At 68.8% G+C, this 11,715-nt stretch carries 12 protein-coding genes; 8 read left to right on the top strand and 4 right to left on the bottom strand.

Features of this window, described 5'->3' with window-relative positions; translation table 11 throughout:
* Positions 1–34: 34 nt before the first annotated feature.
* Complete coding sequence (locus FNM00_RS11715) at positions 35–346, bottom strand: transposase (protein ID WP_185973109.1); 312 nt, start codon at positions 344–346, stop codon at positions 35–37.
* Between the two features lie 309 nt (positions 347–655).
* Between FNM00_RS11715 and FNM00_RS11710 the strand changes: the two genes are divergently transcribed.
* From FNM00_RS11710 to amaB, 5 genes are all read left to right on the top strand, one after another.
* A complete protein-coding gene (locus FNM00_RS11710) occupies positions 656–1,042 on the top strand; it encodes a hypothetical protein (RefSeq protein ID WP_143913724.1) in 387 nt (128 codons plus the stop codon).
* Complete coding sequence (locus FNM00_RS11705) at positions 1,039–1,737, top strand: RES family NAD+ phosphorylase (protein WP_143913723.1); 699 nt, start codon at positions 1,039–1,041, stop codon at positions 1,735–1,737. The genes FNM00_RS11710 and FNM00_RS11705 overlap by 4 nt, the downstream gene beginning before the upstream one ends.
* 65 nt (positions 1,738–1,802) lie before the next feature.
* A complete protein-coding gene (locus tag FNM00_RS11700; RefSeq protein WP_143913722.1) occupies positions 1,803–3,494 on the top strand; it encodes an NAD(P)/FAD-dependent oxidoreductase in 1,692 nt (563 codons plus the stop codon).
* Positions 3,495–3,626: 132 nt separating this feature from the next.
* Positions 3,627–4,289 (top strand): hypothetical protein, encoded by a 663-nt coding sequence (locus tag FNM00_RS11695; protein ID WP_143913721.1) that lies wholly within the window; start codon positions 3,627–3,629, stop codon positions 4,287–4,289.
* Between the two features lie 56 nt (positions 4,290–4,345).
* Entirely contained in the window at positions 4,346–5,950 is a 1,605-nt protein-coding gene (gene amaB / locus FNM00_RS11690; RefSeq protein ID WP_246065161.1) for an L-piperidine-6-carboxylate dehydrogenase, read from the top strand.
* A gap of 91 nt (positions 5,951–6,041) precedes the next feature.
* Here amaB and FNM00_RS11685 read toward each other — a convergent pair whose 3' ends face one another.
* Both FNM00_RS11685 and FNM00_RS11680 read right to left on the bottom strand, forming a co-directional pair.
* Positions 6,042–6,482 carry an SRPBCC family protein gene (locus FNM00_RS11685; RefSeq protein ID WP_143913720.1) on the bottom strand — a complete coding sequence of 147 codons (441 nt, stop codon included), beginning with the start codon at positions 6,480–6,482 and terminating at the stop codon, positions 6,042–6,044.
* On the bottom strand, positions 6,469–6,813 hold the full coding sequence (locus FNM00_RS11680) for an ArsR/SmtB family transcription factor (RefSeq protein WP_143913719.1): 345 nt from the start codon (positions 6,811–6,813) through the stop codon (positions 6,469–6,471). Before FNM00_RS11680 ends, FNM00_RS11685 begins: the two co-directional genes overlap by 14 nt.
* Before the next feature lie 240 nt (positions 6,814–7,053).
* Here FNM00_RS11680 and FNM00_RS18845 point away from each other — a divergent pair, with 240 nt between their 5' ends.
* Entirely contained in the window at positions 7,054–7,224 is a 171-nt protein-coding gene (locus FNM00_RS18845; protein ID WP_185973108.1) for a hypothetical protein, read from the top strand.
* Positions 7,225–7,233: 9 nt separating this feature from the next.
* Here FNM00_RS18845 and FNM00_RS11675 read toward each other — a convergent pair whose 3' ends face one another.
* Positions 7,234–9,630: a hypothetical protein gene (locus FNM00_RS11675; RefSeq protein ID WP_143913718.1), complete on the bottom strand. Its 2,397-nt coding sequence runs from the start codon at positions 9,628–9,630 to the stop codon at positions 7,234–7,236.
* 126 nt (positions 9,631–9,756) lie between these two features.
* Here FNM00_RS11675 and FNM00_RS11670 point away from each other — a divergent pair, with 126 nt between their 5' ends.
* A complete protein-coding gene (locus FNM00_RS11670) occupies positions 9,757–10,200 on the top strand; it encodes a GNAT family N-acetyltransferase (RefSeq protein WP_143913717.1) in 444 nt (147 codons plus the stop codon).
* A 99-nt stretch (positions 10,201–10,299) separates the two neighbouring features.
* On the top strand, positions 10,300–11,697 hold the full coding sequence (gene lpdA / locus FNM00_RS11665; RefSeq protein ID WP_143913716.1) for a dihydrolipoyl dehydrogenase: 1,398 nt from the start codon (positions 10,300–10,302) through the stop codon (positions 11,695–11,697).
* The last annotated feature ends 18 nt before the right edge of the window (positions 11,698–11,715 follow it).

The following is an 11,715-nucleotide window of genomic DNA, read 5'->3' as shown; positions in this document are numbered from 1 at the left end:
CCCTCGGCCCGCAGCTCGTCGATGAACGCGACGATCATCGATTGCGGGGGTCGAGTTCCCCCGCGAAGAAAATCGAGGCCCTGCGCAGGACCTCGTTATCTTCCTCGAGCCGCCGGACCCTGGCCTTGAGCTCCTTGATCTCAGCCAGCTCCTCGGACGTGGCGCCCTGGCGCTGCCCGCCGTCGACCTGGGCCTGGACAACCCAGCGACGCACCGACTCCTTCCCGACCCCCTCGCGACGCGCGACGGACTCGGCAGCTGCGGTCAGCGACGGATACTCCGGCAGATGCTCCAGCACCTGCCGCACGCACCGCTCCTTGACCTTCTGATCGATCTTCTTCGGCATGGTCTGCATCCTTCCAACTCACAAGGATGCGGCATCAAACCTGGGGCGGTTCAACCTGCGAGTTCGCGTTGATGACCCGTCTCCGGGCCGGGGATACGCGGTACGGAGCACTCTGATGGATTGCTCGACCCATAAAAAGGATGTCGCGGGTTCGAATCCTGTCGGGGGCTCCACGGAAGCGGGCTGACGATGGCGCCCGTCCCCGGCCGGGCGAGGACCTCGCCCGGCAGATCTCCCACGTTCCCCATTCGAATCCTTCGCCATGCGATAGCAATAGTGATTCGAGGTGCGATTGAGTATGCTTTCAGTATGACGATCCATGTTGCTCGCCCGGATCTGCTGGCGCACCAGAATGCGGTGCGTCTTCCTTTCGCGGCTCTGGTCCAGGAGCTTCGCGAGATGCTCGGCGCCCGGCTCGTGGCCTATCTCGGAGGTGTCAAGGCGACTCGCCAGGTCTCCGACTGGGCTGAAGGGCGGCGCCTGCCGTCGCAGCTGGTGCAGGACAGATTGCGGGCGAGCTATCAGATCGCCCAGACGCTCGCCGCTGCTGAGGAGCCCGCCGTCATCCAGGCGTGGTTCCAGGGCATGAACCCGAAGCTCGATGACGTCTCACCGGCTCGTGCCCTGCGCGAGGCGTCCAGTGACGACGTGGCGTCGCAGGTGATGGCAGCCGCACGGGCGTTCCTCGCGTCGTGACACACGAGCCCGGTCTCGTCATCGATGAGCTCTCGGGGTTGGAGGTCTGGCGGATCGGTCACCACCCGTTCCCGTGGCGTTGGGTCGACTGGCGTTACGCCGAACACGGCATATTCACCAACAGATGGGACGATCCCGATGGACGTTTCCGGGTCGCCTACGCCGCGTCGTCGCTGCGTGGTGCTCTGCTGGAGGTGTTGGCCCAGTTCTGCGTCGACCCGCAGCTCGACGAGTCGCTTGCCGAGATCGACGACGATCCCGCGTACCCGACCCAACCCGCCGGAGTGGTGCGTCGATCGTGGTTCGACCGTCGTTCGGCCTCATCAGCGTTGTTGTCAGGTCGCTTCTGTCAGATCACGAGGTCCGAGACGATCCGAGCGCTGCGCCCGCATTTTCTTGCTACGGCCAAGCGCCTCGGGCATGCCGACTTCGACGCCGCCGTGCTGCGCGATGCTGTGCCTCGACAGCTGACCCGTGCGGTCTCGGCCCACCTCTACGCCGTATACGCAGACCTGCAGGGCATCGCCTACCGGTCCCGACACGGCGACGAGGAGAAGCTGTGGGCGGTCTGGGAACAGCCGACGGATGTCGACTACTCTCAAGCGCTCAGCTCGTTGTCCGCGCCGGCTCCCTTGGCCGACGGTCTGACCGAAGTCCGGGACGTGCTCGACTTATTCGTCCTGCGGGTCCAATGATCTGAGCGACCACCCGGCAGCGGCTTCTGATGCCGTCGGTCGAGCCGGCCCTCTACGCCGAGCGCATGTCTGAGCGTCCGGTGATCCTGGTGGTGACGACCGACCACCGCCGCAAGCTCGAATCGGAGTTCCGCAGCCGCTACGACCGCGACTACGACGTCCGATTCGTCCCGGACGGCTCAGCTGCGCGGGACACGGTCGAGCGACTCGTCGCCGCCGGAACACCCATCGCCGTCTTGGCGGCCGAACTGACCCTCCCCGATGTCGACGGCCATGTGCTGTTGCGGCAGCTGCATCGCGTGGCGCCGACGGCCGGACGGTTGTGCCTCATCGGTACCGGCGAGTATCGGGAGCGATTGGAAGAGCTGCGGATCGCGCTGACATCACGGGACTTCGACACCTTCCTCGGGGTCCCGCGCGGCCAGCGCGACGAGGAGTTCCATGTCGCGGTGAGCGAGATGCTCTCCGAGTGGGGCGCGACCGTGGCCCGGCCCGTGGTCTCGTCGGTCACCATCGTCACGGATCGCGAGACTCCACAGGTCGCGGCAATCCGCGATGTCCTCGCCCGGATGGCGATCGGCTCGGAGACTTATCCGCCCGACTCCGAGATCGGCGAGCAGATCCGCCAGCAGGCGGGCGACGACCAGCGCTTCCCGATGGTGCGGACCATGACCGAGGACGTACTGGTGGCGCCCACCCCGGGCGAGGTCACCGAGGCGTGGTTCGGCACGCCGGACACCATTCCAGCGGGAACCGTCGCCGATGTCGTCGTCGTGGGTGCCGGACCGGCCGGGCTGGCGGCGGCGATGTACTCGGCGTCCGAGGGGCTGACCACGATCGTCATCGAGGCCGAGGCGATCGGCGGGCAGGCCGGCACGAGCTCGATGATCCGCAACTACCTCGGTTTTCCGCGCGGCATCTCGGGAATGCGCCTGGCGCAACGAGCCAGGATCCAGGCCACCCGGTTCGGTGCCCGCGCCTTCACCGGCCGTCCGGTCACGGTCGTCGAGCGGGGTCCGGTCGACGAGCCGGAGCATCACCACGTTCACGTCGGCGAGACCGTGCTCTGCGCGCGGACCGTCGTCGTGGCGACTGGCGTCGCGTATCGGACACTCGGCGTCCAGGGGGTCGACGATCTCGTCGGCACCGGGGTCTACTACGGCGCGGCTGCCACGGTCGCCCGGGAGATGGCGGGTCGGCGGGTCTTCATCGTCGGCGGGGGCAACTCGGCGGGTCAGGCCGCGGTCCACCTCGCTCGCTGGGCGCATCAGGTCACCCTCGTCGTCCGGCGCGAGACGATCGAGGAGACGATGTCGGACTATCTCGTGCGCGAGATCGCCGCGACCCCCACGATCGACGTGCGCACGAGATCGCAGGTCGTCGACGGAGGAGGCGATGGGCGGCTGGAGTGGATCGCCGTGCGTTCCGGCGACGGCGATCCGGTGCGCGAGCGGGCCGACGGCCTGTTCCTCCTGCTCGGTGCGGAGCCGCAGTGCGAGTGGCTGCCCGATGACGTCCTCCGCGATGACAACGGCTTCGTCCTGACCGGCCGCGACGTGCCGCGCGAGCGATGGGATGGCGACCTGCCGCCGACCAGCCTCGAGACGGCCGTGCGGGGCATCTTCGCCGTCGGGGACGCGCGCTCCGGCTCCATGAAGCGGGTCGCCTCGGCCGCCGGGGAGGGTGCATCGGCGGTGCCGCTCATCTACGGCCACCTGGCCTGGGTGCGGGCCCAGGAGTTCGCCTCGCCGCACTGAGCCGATAGCACGGCGCGGGCGCCGAGGGGTCTACGGGTGGCTGCCGCCGCCGTGCGCCGGGCCTGGCACAGTGATGCGGGCAAGCGGACACCACGATCCTGGTTGTGCGGCCGGAGGCCGCGGGGAGGAACCATGAGGCAGCACCTGACCGCACGTACCGGACGACTGGGCGCGACACTCCTCCTGGCGATGGCGCTCACCGCGTGTGGTGGTGGGGGCGGTGATGGTGACCAGGACTCGGAGACCGCGGAGGCGCCGGAGACCTCTGAGGCGGTATCCGCCCCACAGTGGCGCGACGGCGTGCGCGAGGCGGCGGCCGACGAGTTCGACGAGCTCTGCGCCGAGCAGTTCCCCGACGACATCGTCGAGGAGTTCGCCCGGTTCACAGGTAGCGAGTTCATGCGCGCCGAGATGATCGCCCCGGTCGATCACCAGGTCCTGGCATGCGAGTACCAGGCCGACGACCTGCAGATCCTCGAGATCGTCGTCGACCGGGACGACGCGTCCACCTGCGAGCGCCTGATGAACGAGGACCAGGACGGCTACTCCGCCGATCGCGACCTCTACACGAGCGAGCAGATCAGCGACGGATCGGCTTTCCGCCAGGTCCACGGCTGTCTCGACGGCACCATCTCGATCTCGGCCACCGTCAGCGGTCTCGACGAGGAGCCGGGTGCCGATCTGCTCGAGGACGATAGCTTCGTCACCGCCCTGGTCGAGGACCTGCGCGATTCGTTTGCCGCCTGGCAGGCCGACGCCGAAGAAGCGCGGACCACCACGGTCGAACAGCGCTGAGGACACGACTGTCGTCGTCTCCATCGACAGCAGTGGCCGGCGGGGCGAGGATGGTGGTGTTCCTCGGCACGAGGCTCGCGCCCACCGCGGGGGACACCGTCCGCAACGAGGAGCTGATGAACCCCATGTCACGTACCCAGATCCCCGGCCCGGAGATTCTCGGACCGCAGGCGCTCGACGCCGCCCGCCGATGCGGTGTGGACGTCGAGGCGCTCGCGGGCGACGGCGCGCACCGCTCACCCGTCAACGGCGCCTCGCTCGGCGGCGTCCGCTGGAACGACGTCGCCGAGATCGACGCGGTGGTCACGCGCTCGCACGAGGCCTTCCTCGAGTGGCGTCGCACGCCGGCCCCGGCGCGGGGGGCGGTCGTGAAGCGCCTCGGCGAGCTGCTGACCGAGCACAAGGCCGATCTCGGCACGCTGGTGAGCCTGGAGGTCGGCAAGATCACCTCCGAGGCGCTGGGTGAGGTGCAGGAGATGATCGACATCTGCGACTTCGCGGTGGGCCTCTCGCGCCAGCTGTACGGGCGGACATCGGTCTCAGAGCGGCCGGGTCACCGGCTGATGGAGACCTGGCATCCGCTGGGTGTCGTCGGTGTCATCAGCGCCTTCAACTTCCCAGCGGCCGTGTGGTCGTGGAACACCGCGATCGCGCTGGTGTGCGGCGACACGGTGATCTGGAAGCCGTCGGAGCAGGCGCCGCTGACGGCATGGGCGAGCGCGGCACTGCTGGACCGCGCGCTGCGTGAAGCGGGCGTGCCTCCGGCGATCAGCCAGGTGGTCGTCGGCGGTCCCGAGATCGGCGAGGCCCTGGTGGATCATCCCCGCGTGGCGCTGATGAGCGCCACGGGTTCGACGCGCATGGGCCGCGCCGTGGGCCCGCGGGTCGCGAACCGCTTCGGCCGTTCCCTGCTGGAGCTCGGCGGCAACAACGCGGCGATCGTCACGCCCTCTGCCGACCTCGACCTGACCCTGCGCGGCATCGTGTTCTCCGCCGCCGGCACCGCCGGACAGCGCTGCACCACGATGCGCCGTGTCATCGCCCATCGGTCGGTCGCCGATCAGCTGACCGAACGGCTCGCGGAGGCGTACGGCCGGCTGCCGATCGGCGACCCCACGGCCGACGGCACCCTGGTGGGCCCGCTCATCGGCGAGCCCGCGTACACCGCCATGAGCGCCGCGATCGAGACGGCGACCTCGGACGGCGGCACCCTGGTGGCCGGCGGCTCGCGGGTCCTGGCCGAGGCGGCTTCCGATGCCTACTACGTGGAGCCCGCGATCGTGTCGATGAAGGGCCAGACCGATATCGTCCGGTCCGAGACCTTCGCGCCGCTGCTGTACGTGCTGCCCTATGACGACTTCGACGAGGCGATCGCGCTGAACAACGACGTCCCGCAGGGGCTGTCGTCGTCGGTGTTCACCCGGGACCAGGCCGAGGCGGAGCTGTTCGTGTCGGACGAGGGCTCGGACTGCGGCATCGTCAACGTCAACATCGGTACGTCCGGTGCGGAGATCGGCGGTGCCTTCGGCGGCGAGAAGGAGACCGGCGGTGGCCGCGAGTCCGGCTCGGATGCCTGGCGCGCCTACATGCGCCGGGCCACCAACACGATCAACTACTCCGGCGAGCTCCCGCTCGCCCAGGGGGTCGACTTCACCGTCTGAGCCGGGCTCACGGGCCGTGCTGACCGATGATGATGCAGCGTGATCGTCGGAGCGACCGCAGGCATCATCATCGGTCCTCGGAGGGCGGTGGTCAGGAGTCGAGATGGGTCTTGAGAGAGTCCAAGGCCTCGTTCCAGCCGTCGTAGACACCGTCGTCACCGGGCTTCCCCGCGATACCGGCGACGTGCAGGGTCAGCTCCGTGCTGTCTCCGGCCGTGTTCAGCGACAGCGAGACGACGGGTTGCTCCTCTACCGGGTCGCCGGGTACACCCCAGGTGAAGACCAAACGGTGGGGCGGTTCGACCGTCAGATAGGTGCCGCCCGTCGGATAGGTCTCACCGGTCTCGTCGGCCACCATCGTGTACGAGTAGAAGCCGCCTTCGCGGAGGTCGACGTTCACGGTCTCGCGTGGGGTGCTCACGCCGACGGGATGATGCCAGCGGGCGAGCTGGTCGGGATCGGTCCATGCCTCCCAGACGCGTTCGACGGGGGCGTCGAGGATGCGGGTCAAGGTGAACTCAGCTGGGGTCATCGTCGTGCTCCTTCGTGGTGTCGAGGAAGTCCTCGAGGGCGTCGAGTCGCTCACTCCAGTCGCGCCGGTGGCGTTCGACCCACGCAGCCGCCTCGTCGAGCGGCTCGGTATGCAGCGTGACGGTGCGCCACTGTGCCTGCGTGGTCCGCGTGACGAGTCCGGCCCGCTCCAGCACCTTGAGGTGCTGGGAGACCGCGGGCGGGCTGATCTCGTAGTCGCCGGCCAGTTCGCCGACCGTGATCGGGGCCCGCGACAGGCGTGTCACCATGTCGCGTCGGGTCGGGTCGCTGAGCGCGCTGAACACCAGGCTGAGTCGATCGGTCGCCCGCATTAAGCAACTCCTTAATTAATGAATTGCTTAATCATGGATCGCCTGCCTCGACATGTCAAGCCACGAGGTGGAGACGTCCGCCGCCGGTCCTGTCCTTACCCACAGCGCACTGCATCAGGGTCGCGTCGTCAGTTCCCGTCACGACGCGGGCGACCTCCTGGAGAACCCGAGGAGCCATGAGACCGCTGGGGCCCACCTGCGCCGGTCCGGCACATCGGGTGTCGCCGATAAGCTCCTGGGATGGACCTGCGCACCGTGTTCTTCGGCGTGGTGATCGGACTCGCCGTCGGTCTTCCGCTGTGGGTCGCCACCGATATGGCGATCTTCCTGTTCGGCGGTCTCGCGGCCGGCGTCGGACTCAGCCTCGCGCTGACCTGGTCGCCGGACGATCACGACCGCGGCGAGCACTGAGCCCCACCGTCACCACCAGGTGTCGTCGAAGTCGACGACCACCTCGCCACCCTCGATCGAGATCGAGCCGTCGAGCGCGAACTCGATCTCCTCGGGATCGGGGTCGCCGTTGAAGAGGCCCGGATTGGGGCGAATCGTGATGACGGCGTCCTCGGCGCGGAAGCCGCCGAGCTCCAGCCTCTCGAAGTCCTCCGGCTGCGTGGTGACCGTCAGCTCGGCAAGGTCGTCGTCGCGCACGGCGGACGGGCAGACATCGTCCATATTGGTGGGCGGCGTGGCACACTGCTCGACCCTCGCGCGGACCTGTTCGAGCACCGCCTCCCGGAGGCCGTCACTCGGCTCGGACTCCAGCATGGCGTCGGCACCGGCGCCGCCGGGAGTCGCCCGCAGCGTGACAGCCTCGGTGCTGACGTACTCGGTCTCCGGCGCGCTGACCTCGTAGATGCCCGGGTAGGCATACAGCTCGGCGCCGTACTCGCTCGATCCGAAGAAGCCGGAGCTCTCGTCCAGTGTCACCTCGGCGTCGCCCACGAGAAGAGAGTCCTGGGCGTCGCTGCCCAGCGTGACCGGCACGAGCAACGGGTCATCGAGCGTCCAGGTATCGAGCACGCCGAAACGCTTCTCGCCGCCTCGCACCTCGAAGGTGTGCTCGAACCTTTCACCGTCGAGGGACAGCGAGGCGGTCACCGTGGCCGAGTCGCTCCCACGGTCGTCGACGCGCACCTCGCCGACCTCCAGCAGGGTTGCACCGCTCATCGCCTCGTCGCTCAGCAGCGCGCGCTCGTCGGAGGCGATGCCCGGATCGACCAGCTCGCCGGCGGCCTCGGCCTGGCCATCGGCCAGCAGCGCGAGGTAGTCCTCGACGGTGCCGGCCGGACTACGCTGAGCGTTGACGATCGACAGCGCGACGAAGAAACCGCCGACGAGCAGCACGAGCCCGGCGATCACACTGCCCGCTATGACCACGCGCCGCTTGGTGAGCGGATCCATCGGTGCGGGCCCCGTGACCGGTGCCGGATCGGGGGTGGCGCCGTCCGAGAGGACGATGGTGGCCTCGGTGTCATCGGCCTCGTCGGTGCCGAGGGGCAGCACCGCGGTGGCCTCGGTGCCTTCATCGGGCGGAGCCTCGTCTGACGAGGCGGCCGGTGGTGGACCGTGCAGCCAGCGCATCGTGGCGGCCGATCCGGCGATCAGGGCCGTCAGGCGGGGAGAGAGTGCGTAGGCGACGGCGGGGGCGAACTCGGCGCCGGCTGAGACCAGCGCGGCCGCGATCGCGACGGTGAAGGGCGTCCACCAGGCCAGGCCGATGCCGATGTGGCCGAATCCGCCGGCCGACATCCGGATACCCGTCGCTAGCGCGGCCAGCAGGACCCAGACGAGCAGGGTGATCGCGGGCAGCTGCCAGGTCCGCGACCACACGGGCACGGACGACCGCTCGCGATGTATGCCCAGCCGTACCGCGCCGACGGCGAGCAGAATCACCGCCAGCAGAATGCACCACGCTCCGTGCCCGTCGGCGATGTCCCACGCCCAGCCGATCTCGGTGGAGGCGCCGGTCTCCGAGAGGGTTACCGCGCCCAGATGCGCCAGTGCGATGACCGCGGCGACCAGGTTGCCGAGCATGGGCGGGATCGCGAGCAGCGTGATCGCGTTGTCATCACGGATGAGGGCGATCGCCACGGCGACCACGGCGACGGGTCCGAACACGGTGAGCCACAGCGCGTGCAGGCACACGGCCTCGCGCAGTGCGGTGGTCACCGGGTGGGGTGCGGCACCGCCGGCCGCCCGCCGGCCGGTGGCGGCGCCGATGGCGACGGCCAGGGCGGTCACGATCCACGTCGTGAACCAGCGCGGACGCGCCGAGAACTGTCCGAAGAAGTCGAACTCGGCGGCGCCGACCGAGGCGAATGCGGTCAGGATCGTCAGTGCCGTGGCGGCCGTGACCGCCTCGACGACGGTGCGGGCGACGCGCCCGATCGCCGCGAGCCCGTGTTCCTCCGCCGTGCCGCGCCGGGTGAGTGCGTGCACGGCCCCCCAGGTGGCGAGCAGGGTTCCGAGCGAGAACACCGTGACACTGATCGTGGATCCGAAGATCCCCGCCGACACGCCGGCCCCGAGGGCCATGCCGGCGAAGGTCAGCACACCGCCGAAGACCGTGCCGGCCGAGGCGAGGTCGCCGGCCGGGGCGACGAGCGCGACCGTGTAGAGGACTCCCGAGACGATGGCCGCGACGAGGACCGCGGCGGTCACGAGACCGAGACGGGTGAGGCCGGCGGGGGATCGCAGCCACGGCATCAGCGTGGCCAGGCTCGCCGCGCTCTCGGGACTCAGCACAGCGGAACTCTGGGAGGGCTGTGAGACCGGCGCGGACTCGGGCCGCGGGTCTTCGGAAGGCACATCAGTCATAGCGGACGTGACCCTACTAGAAATCGCCGACATGTCTCACCGTCCCGCTCGGCCCACGAGACTGTCGGCCCGAGCCGTTATCGTCGCGGACAGTGAAGCGACCATCTCCCGAGGAGGAGGAAGACGGTGTCCGACTATGAGTTCTCGGCCGACCCCGGTCGTGTCGATCGTGCCCGTGTGCACGGCTGGCTGACCGAGCTCTCCTACTGGGCCAAGGGGCGTGACCGTGCCGTCACCGACGCGGCCTTCGACGGGTCCCGGCTCTTCGGTCTCTATGAGGTCGGTACCGGTGAGCAGGCCGCGTTCTGTCGTGTGGTCACCGATGGCGCGACCTTCGCCTGGCTCGCCGATGTGTTCGTCGATCCCGACCGGCGTGGAGCGGGTCTGGGTCAACGGCTCGTCGCCGAGGTGCTGGCCGTGCTCGAACCGCTGCGGTTGCGCCGGGTCCTGCTCGCCACCGCCGATGCGCAGGGGCTGTACGCCCAGCACGGGTTCGGCGCGCTGCCCGATCCCGAGCGGTGGATGGTGCGTCCCAGCACGCCTGTCGCCTCGTCCGCGACGGTCGACTGAAAGGGTCCTCGCGCACACTGTTTCGCCGGGCTACCGGGGCGTCGCGACACCGCGGCGCTTGCTAGGTTGGAGGGCGACCGAATCTTCGAAGGGGAGTCCATGTCCAACCGCTTTGACGTCGTGGTGCTCGGTGCCGGCCCCGGCGGCTACGTGGCCGCGATCCGCGCCGCCCAGCTCGGCAAGTCCGTCGCGATCATCGAGAGCAAGTACTGGGGCGGCGTGTGCCTCAATGTCGGCTGCATCCCGTCCAAGGCGCTCCTTCGCAACGCCGAGCTCGCCAATATCGTCAACCATGAGGCCGATGTCTTCGGCATCAGCGGCGACGTCTCCTTCGACTTCGGCAAGGCCTTCAGCCGCAGCCGCGAGGTCGCGGAGGGGCGCGTCAAGGGCGTGCACTTCCTGATGAAGAAGAACAAGATCACCGAGTTCGACGGTCGCGGCACGTTCACCGGCCCCAACTCGATCGAGGTCGCCCTCAACGACGGCGGCACCGAGACCATCGAGTTCGACAACGCGATCGTCGCCACCGGCTCGCGCGTGCGGATGCTCCCCGGTGTCGAGAAGTCCGACAACGTGCTCACCTACGAAGAGCAGATCATGCGCGAGGATCTCCCCGGATCCATCGCGATCGTCGGTGCTGGGGCGATCGGCATGGAGTTCGCCTACGTGCTGCGCGCCTACGGTGTCGACGTCACCATCATCGAGTTCCTCGATCGCGCGCTGCCCAACGAGGATCCCGAGGTCTCCAAGGAGATCACCAAGGCCTACAAGAAGCTCGGCATCCCGATCCTCGCCTCCACCAAGGTCGAGGAGGTCACCGACAACGGCGACGACGTGACGGTCCGCTACTCGGGCAAGAAGGGCGAGGAGACCATCACGGTCGACCGTGTCCTGGTCTCGATCGGCTTCCAGCCCAATGTCGAGGGTGTCGGCCTCGACGCCGCCGGCGTCGAGCTCACCGACCGCGGCGCCATCGCGATCGACGAGCGGATGCGCACCAATGTGCCGCACATCTACGCGATCGGCGACGTCACCTCCAAGCTCATGCTGGCCCACGTCGCGGAAGCGCAGGGGGTTGTGGCAGCCGAGACGATCGGCGAGGCCGAGACGATGGAGCTCGGCGACTACCGGATGATGCCGCGCGCCACCTTCACCACGCCGCAGGTCGCCTCCTTCGGCCTCACCGAGGAGCAGGCCAAGGAGGAGGGCCACGACATCGTCGTCGCCAAGTTCCCCTTCACGGCCAATGGCAAGGCGCACGGGCTCGGCGACGCCACCGGTTTCGTCAAGCTGATCGCCGACAAGGAGCACTACGAGCTGCTCGGTGGCCACCTCATCGGGCCCGACGTCTCCGAGCTTCTGCCCGAGCTCACGCTCGCGCAGAAGTGGGACCTGGGCGCCCTCGAGCTGGCCCGCAACGTGCACACGCACCCGACACTCAGCGAGGCCCTGCAGGAGTCCTTCCACGGTCTCGTCGGCCATATGATCAACTTCTGATCGCGAACCTGGTCTCTC

The organism is Aeromicrobium piscarium, assembly GCF_007421815.1.
GTDB classification, from domain to species: Bacteria; Actinomycetota; Actinomycetes; order Propionibacteriales; family Nocardioidaceae; genus Aeromicrobium; species Aeromicrobium piscarium.
The sequence above is the reverse complement of the archived record's forward strand: the minus strand, read 5'-3'. Positions and strand labels throughout refer to the sequence as shown.

Bases quoted from the DNA above. Each gene is read 5' to 3' on its own strand.
- FNM00_RS11710 (WP_143913724.1), top strand. From the start codon at position 656: ATGACGATCCATGTTGCTCGCCCGGATCTGCTGGCGCACCAGAATGCG.
- FNM00_RS11715 (WP_185973109.1), bottom strand. From the start codon at position 346: ATGCCGAAGAAGATCGATCAGAAGGTCAAGGAGCGGTGCGTGCGGCAG.
- FNM00_RS11695 (WP_143913721.1), top strand. From the start codon at position 3,627: ATGAGGCAGCACCTGACCGCACGTACCGGACGACTGGGCGCGACACTC.
- FNM00_RS11675 (WP_143913718.1), bottom strand. From the start codon at position 9,630: ATGACTGATGTGCCTTCCGAAGACCCGCGGCCCGAGTCCGCGCCGGTC.
- FNM00_RS11685 (WP_143913720.1), bottom strand. From the start codon at position 6,482: ATGACCCCAGCTGAGTTCACCTTGACCCGCATCCTCGACGCCCCCGTC.
- FNM00_RS11680 (WP_143913719.1), bottom strand. From the start codon at position 6,813: ATGCGGGCGACCGATCGACTCAGCCTGGTGTTCAGCGCGCTCAGCGAC.
- FNM00_RS18845 (WP_185973108.1), top strand. From the start codon at position 7,054: ATGGACCTGCGCACCGTGTTCTTCGGCGTGGTGATCGGACTCGCCGTC.
- FNM00_RS11700 (WP_143913722.1), top strand. From the start codon at position 1,803: ATGTCTGAGCGTCCGGTGATCCTGGTGGTGACGACCGACCACCGCCGC.
- lpdA (WP_143913716.1), top strand. From the start codon at position 10,300: ATGTCCAACCGCTTTGACGTCGTGGTGCTCGGTGCCGGCCCCGGCGGC.